23 protein-coding genes are annotated in these 20644 nt (G+C 35.3%); 11 read left to right on the forward strand and 12 right to left on the reverse strand.

Annotated elements, in window-relative coordinates:
* Positions 1–113 precede the first annotated feature (113 nt).
* The 3 genes from B0E34_RS20685 to B0E34_RS20695 all read left to right on the forward strand — a co-directional run bounded on the left by B0E34_RS20685 (position 114) and on the right by B0E34_RS20695 (position 2362).
* Entirely contained in the window at positions 114–293 is a 180-nt protein-coding gene (locus B0E34_RS20685; protein ID WP_087712438.1) for a bacteriocin-like protein, read from the forward strand.
* Between the two features lie 185 nt (positions 294–478).
* A complete protein-coding gene (locus B0E34_RS20690) occupies positions 479–967 on the forward strand; it encodes a DUF6438 domain-containing protein (protein ID WP_087712439.1) in 489 nt (162 codons plus the stop codon).
* An 87-nt stretch (positions 968–1054) separates the two neighbouring features.
* Complete coding sequence (locus B0E34_RS20695) at positions 1055–2362, forward strand: DEAD/DEAH box helicase (RefSeq protein WP_087712440.1); 1308 nt, start codon at positions 1055–1057, stop codon at positions 2360–2362.
* Positions 2363–2397: 35 nt separating this feature from the next.
* On the opposite strand, the gene B0E34_RS20700 is transcribed toward B0E34_RS20695, so the two are convergent.
* The 10 genes from B0E34_RS20700 to B0E34_RS20745 all read right to left on the reverse strand — a co-directional run bounded on the left by B0E34_RS20700 (position 2398) and on the right by B0E34_RS20745 (position 10431).
* A complete protein-coding gene (locus tag B0E34_RS20700; RefSeq protein ID WP_087712441.1) occupies positions 2398–3165 on the reverse strand; it encodes a TatD family hydrolase in 768 nt (255 codons plus the stop codon).
* A 5-nt stretch (positions 3166–3170) separates the two neighbouring features.
* Positions 3171–3701 carry a DUF4269 domain-containing protein gene (locus B0E34_RS20705; RefSeq protein ID WP_087712442.1) on the reverse strand — a complete coding sequence of 177 codons (531 nt, stop codon included), beginning with the start codon at positions 3699–3701 and terminating at the stop codon, positions 3171–3173.
* Positions 3698–4048, reverse strand: coding sequence for a hypothetical protein (locus B0E34_RS20710; protein WP_087712443.1), 351 nt, complete (start codon positions 4046–4048; stop codon positions 3698–3700). The genes B0E34_RS20705 and B0E34_RS20710 overlap by 4 nt, the downstream gene beginning before the upstream one ends.
* Positions 4049–4054: 6 nt before the next feature.
* The gene (locus B0E34_RS20715; RefSeq protein ID WP_087712444.1) at positions 4055–5005 is read right to left on the reverse strand and encodes a GSCFA domain-containing protein; all 951 of its coding nucleotides are present in this window, start codon (positions 5003–5005) and stop codon (positions 4055–4057) included.
* Between the two features lie 85 nt (positions 5006–5090).
* Entirely contained in the window at positions 5091–6062 is a 972-nt protein-coding gene (locus B0E34_RS20720; RefSeq protein WP_087712445.1) for a polyprenyl synthetase family protein, read from the reverse strand.
* A 97-nt stretch (positions 6063–6159) separates the two neighbouring features.
* Positions 6160–6456 (reverse strand): type II toxin-antitoxin system RelE/ParE family toxin, encoded by a 297-nt coding sequence (locus B0E34_RS20725; protein WP_087712446.1) that lies wholly within the window; start codon positions 6454–6456, stop codon positions 6160–6162.
* Positions 6441–6674 carry a hypothetical protein gene (locus B0E34_RS20730; RefSeq protein ID WP_087712447.1) on the reverse strand — a complete coding sequence of 78 codons (234 nt, stop codon included), beginning with the start codon at positions 6672–6674 and terminating at the stop codon, positions 6441–6443. Before B0E34_RS20730 ends, B0E34_RS20725 begins: the two co-directional genes overlap by 16 nt.
* Positions 6675–6782: 108 nt before the next feature.
* Entirely contained in the window at positions 6783–7925 is a 1143-nt protein-coding gene (locus B0E34_RS20735; RefSeq protein WP_087712448.1) for an inorganic phosphate transporter, read from the reverse strand.
* Between the two features lie 20 nt (positions 7926–7945).
* Positions 7946–8584 (reverse strand): DUF47 domain-containing protein, encoded by a 639-nt coding sequence (locus B0E34_RS20740; RefSeq protein WP_076392175.1) that lies wholly within the window; start codon positions 8582–8584, stop codon positions 7946–7948.
* Positions 8585–8736: 152 nt separating this feature from the next.
* Positions 8737–10431, reverse strand: coding sequence for a DEAD/DEAH box helicase (locus tag B0E34_RS20745; protein ID WP_087712449.1), 1695 nt, complete (start codon positions 10429–10431; stop codon positions 8737–8739).
* Positions 10432–10789: 358 nt separating this feature from the next.
* Here B0E34_RS20745 and B0E34_RS20750 point away from each other — a divergent pair, with 358 nt between their 5' ends.
* On the forward strand, positions 10790–11458 hold the full coding sequence (locus B0E34_RS20750; RefSeq protein WP_228423128.1) for a DUF2461 domain-containing protein: 669 nt from the start codon (positions 10790–10792) through the stop codon (positions 11456–11458).
* Positions 11459–11829: 371 nt separating this feature from the next.
* Here the strand turns inward: B0E34_RS20750 and B0E34_RS20755 are convergent, their stop codons facing one another.
* Positions 11830–12345: a hypothetical protein gene (locus B0E34_RS20755; protein ID WP_087712450.1), complete on the reverse strand. Its 516-nt coding sequence runs from the start codon at positions 12343–12345 to the stop codon at positions 11830–11832.
* Between the two features lie 9 nt (positions 12346–12354).
* Entirely contained in the window at positions 12355–12621 is a 267-nt protein-coding gene (locus tag B0E34_RS20760; RefSeq protein ID WP_087712451.1) for a SinR family protein, read from the reverse strand.
* Between the two features lie 169 nt (positions 12622–12790).
* Here B0E34_RS20760 and B0E34_RS20765 point away from each other — a divergent pair, with 169 nt between their 5' ends.
* The 7 genes from B0E34_RS20765 to lepB all read left to right on the forward strand — a co-directional run bounded on the left by B0E34_RS20765 (position 12791) and on the right by lepB (position 20538).
* Positions 12791–14077 carry an adenylosuccinate synthase gene (locus tag B0E34_RS20765; protein WP_076392183.1) on the forward strand — a complete coding sequence of 429 codons (1287 nt, stop codon included), beginning with the start codon at positions 12791–12793 and terminating at the stop codon, positions 14075–14077.
* A gap of 466 nt (positions 14078–14543) precedes the next feature.
* Positions 14544–15377, forward strand: coding sequence for an energy transducer TonB (locus B0E34_RS20770; protein WP_087712452.1), 834 nt, complete (start codon positions 14544–14546; stop codon positions 15375–15377).
* 165 nt (positions 15378–15542) lie between these two features.
* Positions 15543–16316, forward strand: coding sequence for a ParA family protein (locus tag B0E34_RS20775; protein WP_087712453.1), 774 nt, complete (start codon positions 15543–15545; stop codon positions 16314–16316).
* Positions 16317–16351: 35 nt separating this feature from the next.
* The gene (locus B0E34_RS20780) at positions 16352–17242 is read left to right on the forward strand and encodes a ParB/RepB/Spo0J family partition protein (protein ID WP_087712454.1); all 891 of its coding nucleotides are present in this window, start codon (positions 16352–16354) and stop codon (positions 17240–17242) included.
* Positions 17243–17884, forward strand: coding sequence for a DUF5683 domain-containing protein (locus tag B0E34_RS20785; RefSeq protein ID WP_076392191.1), 642 nt, complete (start codon positions 17243–17245; stop codon positions 17882–17884). It begins immediately after the preceding gene.
* 165 nt (positions 17885–18049) lie between these two features.
* Positions 18050–18751, forward strand: a complete 702-nt coding sequence (dapB, locus tag B0E34_RS20790) for a 4-hydroxy-tetrahydrodipicolinate reductase (RefSeq protein ID WP_087712455.1) — start codon at positions 18050–18052, stop codon at positions 18749–18751.
* A 122-nt stretch (positions 18752–18873) separates the two neighbouring features.
* Positions 18874–20538 carry a signal peptidase I gene (gene lepB / locus B0E34_RS20795; RefSeq protein ID WP_087712456.1) on the forward strand — a complete coding sequence of 555 codons (1665 nt, stop codon included), beginning with the start codon at positions 18874–18876 and terminating at the stop codon, positions 20536–20538.
* The last annotated feature ends 106 nt before the right edge of the window (positions 20539–20644 follow it).

Below are 20644 nucleotides of genomic sequence, written 5' to 3' on the forward strand. Positions count from 1 at the left end.
GATATTTTGGAGAAAAGTTATTTGAAAGGCTGATTATTGCTAATATCACAGCTTTAGGTTAGAAAACGGATATTCAATATTTTAATTATTTTTGAAAACTTAAATTAATTACTATGAAAAATTTGAAAAAAATTAAAAGAGAAAAATTAAAAGAAATTAAAGGAGGAGCTTTGCCCGGGATGAAAAGATGTTATGATGAAGTTACCTGTGAACGTAGAATTTACTATGCAGCAGGAACATTGAACAGTCCTTGTGCTCCAGATTTACCGGTATGTCTTCCACAAGAGGGTTAAAATATACTTAACGGTTTATTATAAACAGAATTCGTCAGAGTTCTGTTTTTTTATTCTAAAAATAATGCTGTATCAAAAATTAATACATTTGAAACTATTTTCTGCTTGAAAATTCTTTTCAAAGTTGTAGTTACTACAATAATATTTTGGAACAATTATTGAAACACACCACTCAAATGTAAGCTATGAAATATATATTCAGTCTTTTTGCTTTTATTTTTCTGTTCTCTTGTACGTCTCAGAAAAACAGTTCTAAATATTCGAAGATAGAATATGAAGCGGGAGCCTGTTTTGGATCCTGTCCTATTTTTAAAATAACCATTAATCCGGACAGAACTGCCGTTTTTGAGGCAGAACATTTTAATTTTACAAACGGATTTTCTAAAGGAGATTTCAATAAACCCCGTGAAGGAACTTTCAAAGGAACAATAAAGCAGGAAGACTATAATAAGCTGATTGCTTTACTGGACGGTTTGGAGGTAAAAAAACTGAACGAAAAATATGGTGAAAGAAATATTACGGATCTCCCAACTTCCCATTTAAGAATTAATTTTGCCGACGGAACCTCAAGACATGTTGAAGATTACGGGAAAAGAGGAACCGAAAAACTTGAAGAATTATATAAGTTTTTTGAAGATTTAAGATTCAGTCAGCAATGGACAAAAGTGAATTGATTCATTAAAAATATTTAAGCTACCTTTGCAAAATATAATTCCTTCATTTTGAAGGAATTTTTATTTTAATTATTAAATACAATTCATTTGAATTTTACAGACTTACAATTAATAGATCCTATTTCAAAAGCAATTCAGGAACAAGGATATACCAACCCGACCCCGATTCAGGAAAGATCTATTCCGGAAATTTTAAAAGGTAAAGATTTTCTGGGTTGCGCACAGACAGGGACAGGAAAAACGGCAGCTTTTGCGATTCCTATCCTGCAGAATCTTGCTCAGAACAAATTTCCAAACAAAAATATAAAAGCTTTAATTTTAACGCCTACAAGAGAATTGGCAATCCAGATTGAAGAAAACATCAATGCTTACGGAAAATATTTGCCTTTAAAGCATCTCGTAATTTTTGGAGGTGTAAAGCAGGGAAATCAGGAAGCCGCGCTGAAAAAAGGAGTTGATATTCTGGTAGCGACACCGGGAAGACTTCTGGATTTTATTGCTCAGGGAATCATCAGCTTAAAAAATCTTGAAATTTTTGTACTGGATGAAGCCGACAGAATGCTGGATATGGGTTTTGTGCATGATGTGAAAAGAATTATTAAACTTTTGCCTCAAAAAAGGCAGACTTTGTTCTTCTCTGCAACCATGCCTTCAGAAATACAGAAACTGGCAGATTCTATTCTTAATAATCCCGTAAAAGTAGAAGTTACTCCGGTTTCATCTACCGCAGAAACCATTAAACAGTCGGTTTACTTTGTAGAGAAGGATAATAAACTGAATCTTTTAACGCATATTTTAAGGAACGATATTTCAGATTCTGTCTTGGTTTTTGCAAGAACGAAACATGGTGCGGATAAAATTGCGAGAAAACTACAGAAAGATGATATTACAACAGAGGCTATTCACGGGAATAAATCCCAGAATGCGCGTCAGAATGCTTTAAGTAATTTTAAATCCGGAAAAACCAGAGTTTTGGTGGCTACAGATATTGCAGCGAGAGGAATTGATATTGATGAGCTTAAGTACGTTGTTAATTTTGAGTTGTCCGATGTTTCCGAAACCTATGTTCACAGAATCGGAAGAACGGGTAGAGCAGGAGCGGAAGGGACTTCTATTTCATTTGTAGACGGTCTGGATCTGCTGAATCTGCGCAATACAGAAAAACTGATCGGAATGAAAATTCCTGTGGTAAAAAATCATCCGTTTCATACAGACGATCTGGTTGCTCAGAAAAGAGATTCGAACAACAAGCCAGTTCCTGCAGGAGGGGAAAAACCGAAACAGGCAAGAGGAAATTCTTCAAAATTCAGCCGAAATAAGTCAAAGCCGGATAACGGAGCGGCATCGGTTGGTTTTAAAAAGCCTAAGAATAAAAATTTCACCAGAAAGAAATAATACAAAAGCCTTCCGGATCCGGAAGGCTTTTATGTTTAATGCTGAACGAATATTTTCTTCGCATTTTCAGTTGTAATGCTGTCAATCTCCGAAAAATCTACTTTATAGAGATCAACCAGTTTTCCGGCAACCAGATCAAGATAGGAACTCTCGTTGCGCTTTCCTCTGTGCGGAACCGGAGCGAGATAAGGTGAATCTGTTTCCAGAACGATTTTATCCAAAGGAATTTCATGCAGAAACTGATCTATTTTACCATTTTTAAAGGTCACAACTCCTCCGATGCCTAAAATGAAATTCAGGTCAATTGCTCGTTTTGCCTGTTCTAAATTCCCTGAAAAACAATGGAAAATTCCTCTAAGTTTCGAATGTTTTTTTCTTTCCAGTACTTCAAAAGTCTCATCGAAACTTTCTCTGGTATGGATTACGATGGGAAGATCTTTTTCAATTGCCCAGTCGATTTGCTGTTCAAATGCTTTCACCTGAATATCAAGTGTGGTTTTATCCCAGTACAGATCGATCCCGATTTCTCCAATTGCTGGAAAAGATCTTTGATTGAGGTAATTCTTAACGATTTCGAGTTCTTTTTCCCAGGATTCCGGTTTTACATAGCAGGGATGCAATCCCATCATCGAAAAGATATGTTGCGGATATTCTGCTTCCAGTCGGAGCATTTTTTCGTGAGATTCCGAATCGATTGCCGGAAGATAAAATTTTGTAATTCCTTTATCTAAAGCTCTCTGAATGGCTTCTTTTCTGTCTTCATCAAATTCTTCTGCGTATAAGTGCGTATGCGTATCAATCATTTTTTTTATATCATTTTTAACAGGTCTTCGTAAGGACTTTCCAAATTCAGTAAAATTCCGAAAGCAGGTTCCGTTTTGATGCCCTGTTTTTTTAATTCTATTATTCTCTGCTTAAAATCTTCACCTTTTTCCTGTAATATTTTGTATTCGGCAATCATATGAAGATAGGCGTTCTGTTTGGTTGCTGGTCTGCTCTGTCCGAAAATTTCTATAGAAAATTCTTCCAGTCTGAAATTCATAACAATTGCTTTTTCGTTTTCAATCATTATATTTTCCACCGTAACTTGTGTTTCTGCAGGTACAATTTTCTTAAAGCTCAATTCTTCTAAAAAATCCTCTTCAAAATTAAGATCAACTTCGCAAATAATGTCTAAATCACTATCTTCAATATCAATTTCTATGGGAATAGTTCCTGCCAAAATGGGAGAATAGTCCTTCAGCTTTTCAAAAATATGATATCTCGTCAAAACTTCATAAGCTCTTTTTTGCCTTTCATTTCCGTTCTTCAGATAGTCGATCTTTGTGAAATCAATCATTTTGATTCTATTGAATTTGAAGACTCAACATGATGGGTGTTTATCTGATGTAAAACTTCATTTGTGATGTCTTTTCCTCCCGTAAAGTTTCTGTAAAAAGAGGCAATACTGAAAATAGATCCGAAAGGAATTCCCCACCACCCAAAAAATAAAGTCAACAGCGAATATTTCCAACTGTATTTTGAGGAAGACTCATCAGATTTTATAAAATAAATATCACTTGGTCTTTTTGATGATAGGAAAATAATTGAAATTGTATATGAAAAAACTACGAATTTAGCACCTTTCTGTAATTCATCATTTAATTGATCGGTTGATAATCCTTCTGTGTTTTTAATAATAGCCATTAGTTTTTAAAATATTTTATGCTTTACTTTTTTTCGCTGAGCTTCAATTCTTAGCTTCAATTTTTCTTTAAATTCGATGTATTTCGGATCTTTTTCGTCGTTGGTTTTATGCTCCAAAGCTTTGTGGATTTTAAAATTTTCTTTAATAAAATCTTTTGTCTCATCCGAAAAATAAGCATTTCCGAATTTTTCGAAAATATAATTAATTGCCTGATTGTTAGGATGAATCATATCTTCTTTGTAAAAACGGTAATCGCGGAGATCGTCCATCAAGATTTCATAAACCGGAAGATAATGACAGTAATCCAGCTCATCGATCATCTCATGAATTGCCGTGATCAGTTTAGATTTACTCAGCTGATTTTCAATCATTCCGTCTTTTGTATGGCGAACCGGAGAAACAGTAAATAAGATCTGAACATCGTCCGGACAGATGTCTTTGAGGTTTAAAATTGTATTGTACACAGAATCTGTAAGTTCCTGAAAGGTCAGAAGTCTTTTTTCAAAGAATTTCTGAGGAATTTTATGACAATTAGCGACGAGCTTGTTTTTAGGCGTAAATTCGTAAATAAATGAACTTCCGTAAGTTATAATCACCCAGTTGGATTTTTGGAGAAAAGAATTTCCTTCTTCAAGACCGGAATTTATTTTCTCTAACGTCTGATGAACATATCTTGTGTCAAAACTTGTGTGATGATCCAGGGAAATAAATTCATCGTTAAAGGTAATCAGTTCTTCTTCATGATAAAATTCGGCATCATGAAGTCGTTTTACTGCATTGTTGATTGAAAAAGGGTTGAAAATCGTTCCAAAAGGATTATTGATGGTCTGCAATTGTCCCTGCTGAAAAAGATCCGACATTTCAGAAGCAAAACACGAACCGATCGAAAATATTCTATCTTCAACTTCAATCTTCTTTTGCGATTCTTTAATATCAACTTCGGTTCTGAACTTCATTTAATCAATTTGAAAATTTGAGAATGTGTCAATTTGAAAATTTAAGGTTTATGCTTACTCATTTTCAAATTGACTTATTATCAAATTATGATTCTCTTCTCAATAAATAATTGGCAAGCTCTGCAAACGGCTTTTTCTTTTCTTCCGGAATATCGATTTTCTGAAGATAGCTTTGTCCGATTTCGTTATGTTTTTCAATAAGACGTAATGCTTTTTCATCTACTTTCGTTCTTCTGAAAATCTTTTCCACACCGTATACTTTATCGATATTATCGGTCTTTTTAGAATACCAGTAATCCAATTCTTTTCTTTCTTCTTCTGTAGCGTGTTCTCTCGCCATCAGGTAAAGAACGGTTTTTTTGTTTTCGTAAATATCTCCGGCGTGTTTTTTTCCGAACTGCGCCTGATCTCCGAAAACATCTAGATAATCGTCCATGATCTGGAAAGCAATTCCGATATGTTTTCCGAAGTTAAAAATGGCTTTTGCATCCTTGAAGTTTGCTTTAGCAATCAATGCTCCGATTTCAAAGGAAGAAGCGCTTAAAACTCCTGTTTTGTAGGTAATCATTCTGATGTAATCGTCAAAAGTTACATTTTCCTGAGTTTCAAAATTGATATCATATTGCTGTCCTTCGCATAAAAGTAGTCCTGTATGGGTAAAAATCCTGATGCACGCTTTGAAAATCTCAGGCTCAAGATCTTCGAAAAATTTATAGGCTTTCAGCATCAGTCCGTCTCCTGAAAGAATTCCTACGTTAATTCCGTGTAAGGTATGAATCGTTGGTTTGTTTCTTCTTAATGGTGCTTCATCCATAATGTCATCATGGATCAGCGTGAAATTATGGAAAAATTCAATTGCCAGAGCCGGCTTTATTGCCTCTTTAAGATCGCCGCCAAATAAATCGCAGGCCATTAGAACCATGATCGGACGAAGACGCTTTCCTCCGTGCGAAATAATATAGTTCATGGGATCGTAAAGTTCGGTAGGCTTATCTTTGAAGGTATATTTGGTAATAGCATCCGCAACAATCTGCTGATATCTGTCTAAAAATTCCATAAATTCTAATAGTTTGAACAAAAATACAATTTTTCAGGGCTTTATAAAACAAAATCCTCACCGTTTTAAGAGTGAAGATTTATTATTAAGTCAAAAATTATTTTAATTGAACTGTATCCGGATTTTTACTTCCATGTCGAATGGTGAGAATATAAATTTTATGATCTACACATTCGTAATAAAGAAGGTATTTATGAACAATCTTTACAGAAACGTTTGGTATATCTGTCTTTCTTCCAATATCCGGAAATTCAGAAAGTAATTCTAAATTATTTTTGATTAAATTATTAAGCTTTATACTGAATGAGTTTGATTTGTTCCTGTTAATCCAATACTGAAGAATATCTAGCCATTCATTGCTGGCTCTTTTTGTCCAGATTATTTGTTTAGCCATGCATTGATTTCTTTCTGAAAATCTTCATCAGATAAAATACTTCCCTCTTTAATTTCTATTCTTGCTTCCGAAACTGCTTTTTTTTCTTCTTCATTGGTTGCGTAGATTTCTTCATCGTTTTGAAATTGAAGAAGCTGCAATAGTTCTTTTAATCTTGCCTTGTTAGTAATGCCTGTGATCTGATTAATCAGGTCTATTTGTAATTCTGCGGTGCTCATAGCTTATAATTTAATCCATATAAAATTAATAAAAATTTTAAACTTTAAAAAAACAAAAAACTTTGCCCGAATGAGCAAAGTTTTATTATTTTGAGTAATCTCAGTTGTTTAAGATAATGCAGTTACTGCAAGGTAAGTAATTCCTGCAACAATTGCAGAGATCGGAATGGTAAGAACCCATGCCCAAAGAAGGCTTACAGTGATTCCCCATCTTACGGCAGAAACTCTTTTCGTAAGACCAACCCCGATGATGGAACCTGTAATCGTATGTGTGGTAGAAACAGGAATCCCGAAGTGATCTGTAATGAATAACGTAATAGCACCTGCTGTTTCAGCACTTACTCCTTCCAGAGAAGTTACTTTTGTAATTTTCGTTCCCATGGTTTTGATGATCTTCCATCCACCGCTCATTGTACCTAAAGCGATCGCGATAAACGAAACCAGAGGAACCCAGATATAATGCTGTGCGAAATAATCAAAACGTGCTGCTGATTCAAGATTTAAATAAATCGGATCGTGAAGCATTTCAACATGATAGTAAATTAATGCCGCACCAATGATTCCCATTACCTTCTGCGCATCGTTAAGACCGTGTCCTAAACTGAAAAGCGCCGAAGAAGCAAGCTGCAGTTTTTTGAAAGACTGGTCTGCTTTATGCGGGTTTGATCTTTTATAAAGGTGAACAATAATTAAAGTAATGATAATTGAGATAATCATCCCGATAATCGGAGCCATGAAAATGAAAAGGAAAATAGGGATTACCTTATCAAATTTCACAACGCTCTGGTGTGTTACCTGCGAAGCGGCTGCTTTTACGGTTTCCCAAGTTCCCAATTCCGGCTGTGCTGCTGCAACGTTGTGGTAATCCATCATAAAAGCGTGCATTAAAGCGGCTCCTAAAAATCCTCCGATCAGTGTGTGTGAAGAGGAAGAAGGAATACCAAACCACCATGTTAAAAGGTTCCATGCGATTGCCGCAACAAGACCTGAAAAGATAACTTCGAGGGTGATAAAATTCTCATTAACTGTTTTGGCAATTGTATTACCAATTTTAAATTCTCCAATGATGTAAGCAGCGATAAAGAAAGCTGCAAAATTCCAGAGTGCTGCCCAAAGAACCGCCTGGAACGGAGTTAAAACTTTTGTAGAAACAATAGTCGCAATTGAGTTGGCTGCATCATGAAAACCATTGATGTAATCGAATATTAAAGCCAATGCAATAATAACTATAAGTAAAATCGGAAATTCCATTGTTTAATTATAATTATTAATTAAGCGTATTTAATCATGATGTTTTCAATCGTGTTGGCAACATCTTCTGCTTTGTCGGTTACGACTTCAAGATAATTAAGTACAGATGAAACTTTGATAATGTTGATCGCGTCGTTTGTTTCGAACAATTCTACCATAGAATTGGATAACAGATCGTCTGCAATATTTTCGATAGAGTTTACTTTGATACAAGCTTCTTTTACCTGCTCCATATTTTTGAATCCTTTCAGGTTTTTCATCGCATTCTGGATCTCAAGACAAGCTTTGTGAATCAGTAATGAGAAGTCGGAGTATGCCTTCATTTCCGGCGATTTGTAAAGGAAAATATATTTTGTGGAAGCGTAGATGTAATCTGCGATATCGTCTAATCCTGTTGCTAGAGTGTGGATATCTTCCCTGTCGAAAGGAGTGATGAAGTTTTTCCCCAGTTCTACGAAGATCTCGTGAGTAAGCTCATCATTTTTGTGTTCGTAATCGCTCATCTTTTTCAACATAGAATCGTCGTTCAGATCGAAATCTTTGATTCCGTGGTTGAATTCCTCAGACATTGCTACAAGGTTTTCTGTTACTTTTTCGAAAAGCACAAAGAAGATTTTATCTTTCGGTTGAAAAGCGTGGAAAATATTACCAATTCCCATTGTAAAGTTTTTATAATTCGAGTGCAAATTTCTTAAAAAACCGCCTTACCTGAAAGAGTATAACGTTAAGTTTTGTTAACATTGCATTAAGGTCTGGTTATCAAGCAAAAAAACCGGCTGTAAAGCCGGTTTTAATATTGTTTTAAGCAGGATTAGTTAGCCTCTTCAGCTCTCATATCCTTACCTCTGAATTTCATTGTAGAAATATTGCTCAAAAGATCTCCTTTGAAAGATTTTTCAACCTCGAAGAAAGAGAATTTCTCTAAAATTTCGATGTCTCCGATCTCAGCTCTTTTTTTGCTTTTTCCGTTCGATGTCGCTTTATTGATGATGTCTAAAACGTCAAGTTTTTTCAACTGATCTTTTTTACCAAGATTGAAGAAAAATCTAACCATATTTTCGTTCTTTCTTCTTGGTTTTGCACCGCGCTCTCTTCTGTCGCTTCTTTCTCCACGTTCCCCTCTGTCGCGGTCTCTTCCTCTGTCACGGTCTCTTCTTGAACCTCTGTCGTCATCTCTGCTGCTCAGTTTCTGTTCCACAAGATCATGTCTGTCTTTGTAGTACATTGCAAGATCTTTCAGTTGGAACTGAAGCAGTTTGTGAGCCAGTTCTTCTTTGGTGAATGCCGATAAATCAGGAATCAGAGAATCATCAAATTCAAAGAAATCTTCGTGAATTTCGAATAGACTTTCGAAAACTCCACCAACCTGAGCTTTGATAATATCGTCACCGGTAGGAATTTTACCTTCCGTGATTTCAATTTTCGTAGCCGATTTGATCTGCTTTAATTTTCTGCTTTCTTCAGGCTTAATTAAAGACATTGAAATTCCGTCTTTTCCTGCTCTTCCTGTTCTTCCGCTTCTGTGTACGAATACTTCAGGATCATCCGGTAAAGAATAGTGGATAACGTGGGTAAGAGAATTTACATCCAGACCTCTCGCTGCAACGTCTGTCGCTACAAGAATATCGATGTTTTTAAGTCTGAATTTCTTCATTACCGTATCTCTCTGCGCCTGAGAAAGGTCTCCGTGAAGTGCATCTGCTGCATAACCGTTCTGCATTAAGAAATCGGCAACTTCCTGAGTTTCCATTCTTGTTCTGCAGAAAATAATGGAGTACTGATTCGGGTTGGAATCAATTAATCTCTTTAAAGCTTCTTTTTTCTGACGGTAACCTGCCACATAATATTCATGCTTGATGTTCTTTTTAACCTCGTTAATAGAACCTACAGAAATTCTGTGCGGCTTCGTAAGATAGTTTTTGGAAATTCTTTCCACTTCCTTGTTCATCGTTGCAGAGAAAAGGAAAGTCTGTTTTGTTTCCGGCGTTTCGCTTAAAATGGTTTCCAATTCGTCTTTGAAACCCATGGAAAGCATTTCATCTGCTTCATCCAAAACCAACCAATGAATAGCAGAAAAGTCTAAAGCCTTTCTGTTAATCAAATCGATTACTCTTCCCGGAGTTCCCACAATAATCTGCGGTTTGTCCTTCAGAGATCTCATTTGCTCCATAATACTGCTTCCACCATAAACGGCTGTGGTTTTGATGTTCTGCATGTACTTAGAATAATTCTTTATGTCTTTAGCAATCTGAAGACATAATTCCCGTGTCGGACAAAGCACCAAAAGCTGGATTTTGCGACTCGTTTCGTCAATCATATCCAAAATCGGAAGCGAAAATGCTGCTGTTTTGCCTGTCCCCGTCTGCGCAAGTGCGATCAAGTCGCGAATATCTGAAAGAATAAAAGGGATAGTCTGTTTTTGGATTTCTGTCGGGCTTTCGTAGCCCAGTTCGCCAATTGCCTTAAGAATATCAGGACTTAAATTGGTCTCCGTAAATAAATTCATTAAATATTATAAAATTTCTGCAAATATACAATAAATATTTGATTTGTTTTTGAATTATTTTTAAATAATCAAACTTAAATTCAGAATCCTTTAATCTTTTACTTTTATTTTGAAAATTAAATGCAAAAAAACAGGGTGCAAATTATAAAAATGTTAACCATTGTTTTTTTTTATTAGATGCGTTTTATTTTTTCTCTGTAATTTATGAATTTTCAAAAATTTTAAACTTTCAGATCCATTTAAATTCTTTATTTGGTTATTTGTGTGGAAAAAGTATAATTGAAAACAATTCGGTTTTTGTACATTTGAATTATTACAATTGTATCTTTTTAAATTTAAAATAAAAAAACTTTACAGAATGATGTCCGCAACAATTTCTCCAAAAGTATTCGATTTTCTTAATCAACTTACCGTTAACAATAACCGCGAATGGTTTACGGAAAATAAAAACCTTTACACGGAATCTCAGGAAAATGTGATTGCTTTCCTTGAAGATCTCATTAAAGAAATGGCAGATTTTGATGAGGAACTGGGAAAAATTGATGCCAAGAAATCTCTGTTCAGAATTTACAGAGATACAAGATTTTCCAAGGACAAAATTCCTTATAAAACGAATTTCGGAGCTTCACTGGGAATGGGAAAAGGAAGTCAGAAAGGCGGATATTATCTGCATCTGGAACCGGGGAAATCATTCATCGCAGGAGGGATTTATATGCCGGAATCTTCAGTTTTAAAGGAGTTGAGAAAAGAAATTTCTTTGTATGGAGAAGATTTTCTTAAAATCATCAATAACAAAGAATTCAAAAAATATTTTCCGGAACTTGATCAGGATGATAAGCTGAAAAAAATTCCGCAGGGTTTTGAAAAGGAAGATCCGATGGGAGAGTATCTCAAACTGAAAAGTTTTATCGTAGTTTATAACCTGAAAAATGAAGAAGTTTTCGATAAAAATGCCGTGAAAAATCTTGCCAAAATCTTTAAAGTGATGAAGCCTTTGAATGATTTTCTGAATACGCCGTTATTGTAGGTGAATTTGTTCAACCCTCACAGGTTTTCAAAACCTGTGAGGGTTAGGATCGATAAACAGTGCTTTTTGCCATTGTTTAAATTTAGGTTAAAAGCCTGTTTAAACTTTTTATTTAACCGCAAAAGTCGCAAAAGATAAACTAAACGTTTATTTAGGGTTGGTGATTATAATGAAAAGATCACAATAGGTTTTAAAAATCTTTGATTTTTATTCTCTTGAGCGCTTTGATTAATCTGGAAATTCTCTTTATCATTATCTTTTGCATCTTTTGCGGTTAATTCCGAAATTAGTCTAAACAAGTTTAAATATATAGTTACTGATTAGAGTGTATTTGTGATTAATTTTATTAAAAAAATTGATCTCTTATGAATTTATCCCTCACCTAAACTTTCATCTGATTCAACTTGGATATTAACAGAAAGCATATTATTACTTGAAAATATTATATTTTTCCTTATTAAATTATTAATTCCATCAGAAATATCATTATTGCTCATTTTTAAGTGTGAATAGTTTTTCATTACAAATGTAGAAACATCTTCAATCTTTACTACTTTAGATTTAGTTATAAATGAAATTATTACATCTTCTAATTGTTCCTTCATAGAGTATGATGAATCTCCAGAGCTAAAACTATTATTAAAAAAATTAGATTGCATTATTTCATAGTTGTTTTTCATCAAGCCAAAAGTATCTTTGTAAAAAAGATCAAAAAGTTCTTGTATCCTTTTTGTACTATTTTCAATTGTTAGTGAATTTTTTAATGCTTCTTTATTAGAGTTTTCAGACCATCTATAAAAAAGAACCGAGAGGATTAATGATATAATTGCTAATATAATAGATGCAATTGAGACTGTAAAGGAAATGCTTTCAAAATTTATATCCATCGTATCAAATTATTTGTTATTATGTAACCATTTATAAGCTCTTTCTTTAAAACCTTTTGCTGCCCAATTGTCGATTTTTACAATAAGTAATTCGTCATTAAAATCTATATATTTTCCTAAATGATCTCTTACTTCTGAAACTGTTTTATCCGTTTTTATTATCCATGTAGAGTCTAGATGGTGCCACCAAAATTTGTAAGATTTTATTTCAGAAAATAAATCATCATAATTTTGACCTGGGTTGTTTAAGTCGTATGATATTAAAAGTAATGCCATAAATCTTTTTTATCACAAATATAACGATTGGTTTTATCGATTCAAAGCTAATGTTAATTAATTTCCATAACCATGCAATTCCACCCACCCAAAAAATAAAATCCGCCACAAATTTGCCCACCCAATTTTTTAAAAGTAATTTTGCATGAATCTAAAATAAAAGTAAAATATGTCAACTTACGTAGTTGTAGGTCTTCAGTATGGAGATGAAGGTAAAGGAAAAATCACGGATGTTTTATCGGCAAAATCAGATTACGTTGTACGTTTCCAGGGAGGAGACAATGCGGGTCATACGGTTTATGTAGGTGAAGAGAAATTCGTTTTGCACCTTCTTCCATCGGGAGTTCTTCAGTGCAAAGGGAAATGTATCATTGCCAACGGAGTAGTGGTAAATCCTAAATCTTTCATTAAGGAGGTGAATCAGATCGAAAGCAAAGGCTTAAAGACAGATCACATTTTCATCAGCAGAAGAGCGCATGTCATCATGCCTTACCACATTCTTTTGGATACTTACCGTGAAGAAGAGCACGGAGGAACGCAGATCGGGACAACAAAAAAAGGAATCGGACCTTGCTATGAAGATAAAATTGCAAGAGTGGGAATCAGAATGATCGACCTTTTGAATCCTGAGATCTTAAGAGACAAAATCGAGAAAAACTTAAAAATCAAGAATTCTCTTTTTGAAAAATACTTCGGAAAACCTACATTAGACGTTGAAGAAATTTACAACGAATATTTAGAAATCGGAAAACAGCTTCAGGACAGAATCGTAGATACAGAACTTGAACTGAATGAAGCGATTAGAGACGGTAAAAATGTTTTATTCGAAGGAGCGCAGGCTTTAATGCTGGATATCGACTTCGGAACGTATCCTTACGTAACTTCATCTTCTCCGTCTACGGGAGGCGTTTGTACAGGAGCGGGAGTTCCGCCGACTTCGTTACAGAACTTAATTGGTGTTGCCAAAGCATATTGTACAAGAGTTGGAAACGGACCTTTCCCTTCAGAACTGGATAACGAACTGGGTGAGAAAATCAGACAGATCGGAGGAGAATTCGGAGCAACGACAGGAAGACCGAGAAGAACAGGCTGGTTAGACCTTGTTTCTTTAAAGCACGCTTGTATGATCAACGGAATCAATAATTTAGTGATTACAAAATTAGACGTTCTTACTGGAATTGAAAATTTAAAAGTCGTTACGCATTACAAAACCGAAGACGGAAAAATCATCGATTATTTCACTTCATCCACCGAAAAATTATACAACTACGAACCGATCTATCAGGATTTACCGGGTTGGAACGAAGATATCACGAAAGCCAGAAGCTACGACGAACTTCCGCAGACCGCTCAGGAATACATCGAATTTATCGAAAAATATTTAGGAATCAACGTTTATTTAGTTTCTGTTGGACCTGAAAGAAGCCAGAATATCATCAGAAAAGAATTATTCTAAGAATATTTTTTCAACATACAGAAAGAGATCATCAGACGGTGGTCTCTTTTTTATGAATAAATTTAAAAACTAAATTTCTACTTTCTGTTTATTCTGTAAATATCAACTATCAACCATCAACCATCAACCAATTCCCTTTTTCAGGAGCTTTTTCCAGCTTTCGCTACTCGCTTTTTTGAGGTTTCGGCGGCGGCTTTGCCCCCGCCGAAACCTCAAAAAGAGCTCAGACATGCCGCTCAATCTGGGCTAAAATACAGGTCTGTGATTTTAACTTTCTCCGTAAAATATTTAAACTCAGGAATTTATTATTTACAATATAGTTAAATTTCTTACTTGGCATGAAAATTTTAAAAACGTTATCATTTTAACAAATATTTGGCAAAAAATTTGATATTGAATCAATGCTTATTGGTAAGATCATAAAAACTAATAATCAATTTTTTTTAACAGTTTAAATATTTTAGTGATGAAACACACAAATCAAAATCAGGAATTTCGTTTTAACGAAGTTCTTTTCGAACACCGTAACAAAGAATACGGAGCTTATGTATTAAGAAGAGAATCAGACAGAATCTTAACAAAAGCATTTTTTATAGGAGTTAGTGTATTGGCTGCCGTTTCTTTAACTCCGCTTGCGATTAATGCATTTAAATCAGAGCCGATAATTGAAGATACAATTGATGGAGGAACACATGTTATAACGCAGGTGGAAACTCCTGAAAAAGATCCGCCGGCAGTAAAACCACAACCTGCTCCCGAAAGAGTAAAAACAATTGATACAACAGTGCCTGAGCCAAAGGCAATTGTTATCAATGAGAAAAAGGACACTCCGAAAGATAATCTAAATGCTGTTTCAGGTACACAGACATCTGATGGGAAAGAGGTTACCACACCTACCTATATACCAACAACTCCAACTATCGGAACTGGTCCTGTAATTACTACGGCTCCACCAGTAGTAGTACCTAAAGAGGATCCCAATAAAATTTTCAATAGTGGAGATTTAGGAAAAGAAGCAAATTTTGATGGTGGAATCGACTCATTCAGAAATAAAGTAATGAGTAATTTTGACGGATCAGGCTTTGATTCTGGTGATGTAATGAAAACCACCATTACTTTCATTGTAGAAAAAGACGGTACCATTTCTGGAATAAAAGCTGCGGGTTCAGATGCGGATTTCAACAGTGAGGCGGTAAGAACAATCAGATCGATTAAAGGAAAATGGATTCCTGCTAAAATTAAAGGTCAACCTGTAAGAAGTTATTTCAAATTTCCGATCACGATGAAATTTGATCAATAAGACATAAAAAACAAATCTTGAACAGTTATCCACAAAGAATTTTTTTTGTGGATAATTTTTTTTATTGCTAAATTGCTTATTAACAATATTTTAACTCAAATTTCGTTTTATCCCTTTATTAAGAGCAGGGAAAAATGTGTATTTTTGAAACTTAAAGTTCTAACAATGGCAAAAATCATAGGTATCGCTAATCAGAAAGGAGGAGTTGGGAAAACAACAACAGCTGTTAATTTAGCCGCAGCATTAGGGGTATTAGAGAAAAAAATATTAATCATCGATGCAGATCCTCAGGCGAATGCAACTTCAGGTTTGGGCGTGGAAGACGTAAGATATTCTACATACAATCTTTTGGAGCATAGTGTAGATACGGCAAAATGCATCAAGCAGACAGCAACTCCGAATCTGGATATTGTACCTTCTCATATCGACTTGGTGGCAGCGGAGATTGAACTTGTCGACAAAGAAGAGCGTGAGTATATGCTTAAAAAAGCTTTACAGAGCGTAAGAGACGATTATGATTATATTATTATCGATTGTGCGCCGAGTTTAGGTCTTATTACCGTAAATGCACTTACAGCAGCAGATTCTGTAATTATTCCGATTCAGTGCGAATATTTTGCGTTGGAAGGTCTTGGAAAATTACTCAATACCATTAAAAACGTTCAGAAAATCCACAATAAAGATCTTGATATCGAAGGTCTGCTTCTTACCATGTACGACAGTCGTTTGAGACTATCCAATCAGGTAGTGGAAGAAGTAAATTCTCATTTCCCTGAAATGGTATTCGAAACCATTATCAGCAGAAACGTACGATTAAGCGAAGCGCCAAGCTTCGGAGAAAGTATCCTGAATTACGATGCGGAAAGCAAAGGAGCAATACAGTACATTCAGTTGGCAGAAGAAGTTTTATTGAAAAACGAGAAATTAGTAAAGAATTAAAAGCAGCTAGCTAAGCTAAACGCTAAAAACAAAATATGAAGGATAAAAAAAGAGCGATGGGGCGTGGTTTGGGCGCAATTCTTAGTGCCGAATCCAAAGCAACGATCAATTCTGCCACCGATGAGGGAGCGGATAAGTTTGTAGGGAATATCGTAGAAATTGCATTAGAAGATATTTATCCCAATGCGTCTCAGCCAAGAACTTATTTTGACGAAAAAGCCTTGAACGAACTCGCACAGTCAATTAAAAATTTAGGCGTTATTCAGCCGATTACTTTAAGAAAAGACGGCGAAAAGTTTGAAATTATTTCCGGGGAAAGACGTTACCGCGCAAGTAAAATTGCAGGTTTGGAGTCTATTCCGGCATACATCCGTCTGGTTAATGATCAGGAATTGCTTGAAATGGCACTTGTTGAAAACATCCAGAGAGAAGATCTTGATGCGATAGAAATTGCATTAACGTATCAGAGATTGATGGAAGAGATCGGTCTTACTCAAGAAAATCTTAGCCACAGAGTAGGGAAAGACAGAAGTACCATTACAAATTCCATCAGATTACTGAGGTTACATCCGGATATTCAGAATGCGATCCGAAGCGGAGAAATTTCTGCAGGACACGGAAGAGCCATCATCAGCCTTGAAAGCGAAGAACATCAGCAGATTTTGTTTGATCTCATCATCAAAGAAAAACTGAACGTTCGTCAGGCTGAACAGGCAGCTACAGCTATTAAAAACCCGAAATCTCCGGCGGCGAAAAAAGCAAAAGCCGAGCTTTCCAATAATTATAAAAGAGCGCAGAAAACAATTGCAGATATTTTAGATGTAAAAGTTGAAATCAAAGCCTCTCCAAACGGTAAAAAAGGTAAAATTGTTCTGGACTTCAAAAATGAAGATGAGCTGGAATATATTTTATCCCATATTAAATAAATGAAGAAAATACTTTTCACATTTTTTCTGTGTCTGTTTGCAGTTGCGTATTCACAGGTAAATCCTAACGACACCATTCGGGTAGACTACCGTCCGAAAGACAGTGTTGCCGTAGAAAAAAACAACACCAAAACAGAAGCGAAGGTTGTTGCAGATCTGGAAAAAGCAAACGGACCTACCAAAAAAACACTGAAACTGAATCCTACAAAAGCAGGATTGTATTCTGCTGTGCTTCCGGGATTGGGACAGGTGTATAATAAAAAATACTGGAAGGTTCCCATTGTTTTAGGAGCAGTAGGAGCTGGAGTAGGAATTGCGGTATGGAATGACAACCAGTACAGAAAATACCGAGAATATTACATCGCCAAACTCAACGGAACACCGAATGAATTTGTAGATACCCATCCATGGCTCGACAAGGTGGCTCTCGGAAATGCACAGGACAGATCCAAGAGACAGAGAGATTACGCCATTGCAATTACAGGATTAATTTACATTCTGAACATCGTAGATGCGGTAGTAGATGCACATTTATACGAAGCAAGGCACGATCCGGATCTTACGCTGAATCCGGCAATGATTCAGGATCAGTACGGAATTGCACCTCCTAAAACCGGCTTAAGTTTAAGTTACAGATTTTAATATAATTAATATTAATTCTGTTAAACTAATTTATTGCTGACTTGGTTAAGTGAAATCGAAGATTCGACGAAGTCAAAAGCCTTTGCGAACGAAAAATATGCAGGAGAATTTTAAAGAAATCTTTGCGGGCATTGCGTTAGATTATAAAATTAAATAAAGAAGTACATGAAAATAGCATTAGTTGGATACGGTAAAATGGGCAAGATCATTGATGAAATTGCCACGAAAAGAGGACATGAAATCGTTGCCAGGTTAAAAGAAACTCCAACTGCTGAAAATCTCAATAATCCCGATGTTGTAATTGAATTTTCGTTACCGGAAGTTGCTTACGAAAACATCAAAGCCTGTCTGGAAAACAAAATTCCTGTGATCTGCGGAACAACAGGCTGGCTTGAAAAAAAATCCGAAATTGAAAAACTGGCTGTAGAAAAAGAAACCGCTTTTTTATATGGTTCAAATTTTAGTCTTGGTGTTAATTTATTCTTTGCCTTAAACGAAAAACTGGCAGATTTAATGAAAAATGTAGACGAATATTCTTGTCAGTTAGAAGAAATTCATCACATTCACAAATTAGATGCTCCAAGCGGAACGGCAATTTCCATCGCCGAAGGAATTTTTAAAAACAATCCGAAATTCGATTCCTGGAAACTGGAAGAAACGCAGGGAAATCAACTGGGGATTTTTGCCATCCGTGAAGATGAGGTTCCGGGAACACACAGTGTTTTTTACAGAAGCGAAGTGGACGAAATCGAAATCAAGCATACCGCATTCAACAGAAGTGGTTTTGCACTGGGTGCAGTAGTTGCGGCAGAATGGATTAAAGATAAAATAGGAAATTTCACGATGAAGGACGTTTTGGGACTTTAATATTGTAACAAAATTCTTACATTGCAAACTAATAAGAATGAATGATGAAACGTTAATAGTGAATTTGTCATCATTATCAGACATCATTCATCAATTATATTATAGATTAGGCACAAAAATTTATGAATTATTTTTTAACGTACGCAGTTTATGTTCTCATTTTATCTGTATTGATGGGAATTTCCACATGGAAACTGTTCAAAAAATTAGGATATAGTCCGCTTTTCGCGTTTATTCCTTTTTACAACTATTTCATTATTTTAAAAGAAACAAAACATCCGAAATGGTGGGCAATTTTATCGTATCTGCCAATCGTGGGACCTATTATGATGTCTGTTTTTCATTTGTATTTAATGAAAAAATTCGGGAAAACGCTCTTTAAGGATCAGCTTCTTACCGTAATTCTTCCGTTTATCTATATGGCAACGGTAAATTATGGAAAAGATGTTGAATTGGAAGACGAAAATGCAATATTCCTTACCGACGAAGAAAAAAACGCAAAAAAGAAAGATTCATTTGTAGGATCTGTGACGTTTGCCGTAGTTTTCGCAACAATAATTCACGTTTTTGTAACGCAGCCTTTCGGAATTCCGACAGGATCTATGGAAAGAACTTTACTGGTAGGTGATTTCCTTTTCGTAAACAAATGGAGCTACGGGTACAGACTTCCGATGCGTCCTCTTGCAATTCCTTTCCTTCAAGGAACCATCATGGATACAGGAGAAAAAGGAAACCCGAAAGATGATCCTAAATCTTATGTAGATGCTGTAAAATTACCTTATGAAAGAATTTTTCAGTTCAATAAACCTCAGAAAAAGGATATCGTTGTTTTCAATTATCCACAGGATTCCGTGCATACTGCCATCGACAGAAAAGATCCTTACGTAAAAAGATGTGTTGCTGTTGCGGGAGATACTTTCGAAATGAGAGCCGGAAGACTTTTCGTTAACGGAAAAGCTGAAACATTTTTAGGAGATCAGGAAGTTCAGCATGCATATACAGTAAGCACAGGAACCCAGTTAGATATTCCCGGACTTTATAATACTTACGGATTCTTGCCTGTAAGAGAAATTCAGAACGAAAAAAGCGGTGGATTTGTATATATGTTTCAGGGACTTACTGATAAAACGGCTAAAGAGATTAAAGCTTTGCCCAACGTTATCAGTATGGAAGAAAATATCTACCCTAAAGATTCTGCTACGATTTCTTATAAATTAAATGCTGATAAAACAGCATACACCAAAAGTATTGATACTACCCAATCTATTTTCCCAATCAATAAACCTTGGAATCAGGATTGGTATGGACCTTTAAAGATTCCTAAAAAAGGAGATGTCGTTACCATCAATCAAGAAACATTACCGGAATACCAGTGGATTATTTCTCAGTATGAACACAATAAACTGGAAAATAAAAACGGTAAAATTTTCATCAATGGAAAAGAAACCAATCAGTATACCATTCAGCAGGATTATTATATGATGGTCGGAGATAACAGAGACGCTTCTTTGGATGCAAGATTCTTTGGTTTCGTTCCTGAAGAAAATATCGTTGGAAAGCCAATGTTTACATGGATGAGTGTTGAAGGGGCTTTCAAAGATTCAAGTTCTTCTTATCAGGCAAACGGTTGGAGAATCCGTTGGGACAGAATGTTTAAAGCGACAAATACAGGGGAGGCAAACAAAACTTCGTACTGGTGGATTGCGGCGATGATTCTTATTCTGTTCTTCGGTTGGGAATATTTCGTGAAATTATTCAGAAAGAAAAAAACGGAAGACGATGTGTAATTCACTTTGTCAAAGTTTAAATCTTTGACAAAGTTTCAAAATCAATTATTCAATTGAAAAAATAAATTATAAATAGAATGAAGTATTTGAAAAAATACTTCATTTT

The organism is Chryseobacterium mucoviscidosis, from assembly GCF_002177115.1.
Lineage (GTDB): Bacteria > Bacteroidota > Bacteroidia > Flavobacteriales > Weeksellaceae > Chryseobacterium > Chryseobacterium mucoviscidosis.

Bases quoted from the DNA above. Each gene is read 5' to 3' on its own strand.
- B0E34_RS20685 (WP_087712438.1), top strand. From the start codon at position 114: ATGAAAAATTTGAAAAAAATTAAAAGAGAAAAATTAAAAGAAATTAAA.
- B0E34_RS20700 (WP_087712441.1), bottom strand. From the start codon at position 3,165: ATGATTGATACGCATACGCACTTATACGCAGAAGAATTTGATGAAGAC.
- B0E34_RS20785 (WP_076392191.1), top strand. From the start codon at position 17,243: ATGAAGAAAATACTTTTCACATTTTTTCTGTGTCTGTTTGCAGTTGCG.
- B0E34_RS20730 (WP_087712447.1), bottom strand. From the start codon at position 6,674: ATGAGCACCGCAGAATTACAAATAGACCTGATTAATCAGATCACAGGC.
- B0E34_RS20705 (WP_087712442.1), bottom strand. From the start codon at position 3,701: ATGATTGATTTCACAAAGATCGACTATCTGAAGAACGGAAATGAAAGG.
- B0E34_RS20780 (WP_087712454.1), top strand. From the start codon at position 16,352: ATGAAGGATAAAAAAAGAGCGATGGGGCGTGGTTTGGGCGCAATTCTT.
- B0E34_RS20720 (WP_087712445.1), bottom strand. From the start codon at position 6,062: ATGGAATTTTTAGACAGATATCAGCAGATTGTTGCGGATGCTATTACC.
- B0E34_RS20770 (WP_087712452.1), top strand. From the start codon at position 14,544: ATGAAACACACAAATCAAAATCAGGAATTTCGTTTTAACGAAGTTCTT.
- B0E34_RS20715 (WP_087712444.1), bottom strand. From the start codon at position 5,005: ATGAAGTTCAGAACCGAAGTTGATATTAAAGAATCGCAAAAGAAGATT.
- B0E34_RS20745 (WP_087712449.1), bottom strand. From the start codon at position 10,431: ATGAATTTATTTACGGAGACCAATTTAAGTCCTGATATTCTTAAGGCA.
- B0E34_RS20740 (WP_076392175.1), bottom strand. From the start codon at position 8,584: ATGGGAATTGGTAATATTTTCCACGCTTTTCAACCGAAAGATAAAATC.
- B0E34_RS20775 (WP_087712453.1), top strand. From the start codon at position 15,543: ATGGCAAAAATCATAGGTATCGCTAATCAGAAAGGAGGAGTTGGGAAA.
- B0E34_RS20760 (WP_087712451.1), bottom strand. From the start codon at position 12,621: ATGGCATTACTTTTAATATCATACGACTTAAACAACCCAGGTCAAAAT.
- B0E34_RS20710 (WP_087712443.1), bottom strand. From the start codon at position 4,048: ATGGCTATTATTAAAAACACAGAAGGATTATCAACCGATCAATTAAAT.
- B0E34_RS20765 (WP_076392183.1), top strand. From the start codon at position 12,791: ATGTCAACTTACGTAGTTGTAGGTCTTCAGTATGGAGATGAAGGTAAA.
- lepB (WP_087712456.1), top strand. From the start codon at position 18,874: ATGAATTATTTTTTAACGTACGCAGTTTATGTTCTCATTTTATCTGTA.
- B0E34_RS20735 (WP_087712448.1), bottom strand. From the start codon at position 7,925: ATGGAATTTCCGATTTTACTTATAGTTATTATTGCATTGGCTTTAATA.
- dapB (WP_087712455.1), top strand. From the start codon at position 18,050: ATGAAAATAGCATTAGTTGGATACGGTAAAATGGGCAAGATCATTGAT.
- B0E34_RS20690 (WP_087712439.1), top strand. From the start codon at position 479: ATGAAATATATATTCAGTCTTTTTGCTTTTATTTTTCTGTTCTCTTGT.
- B0E34_RS20725 (WP_087712446.1), bottom strand. From the start codon at position 6,456: ATGGCTAAACAAATAATCTGGACAAAAAGAGCCAGCAATGAATGGCTA.
- B0E34_RS20755 (WP_087712450.1), bottom strand. From the start codon at position 12,345: ATGGATATAAATTTTGAAAGCATTTCCTTTACAGTCTCAATTGCATCT.
- B0E34_RS20750 (WP_228423128.1), top strand. From the start codon at position 10,790: ATGATGTCCGCAACAATTTCTCCAAAAGTATTCGATTTTCTTAATCAA.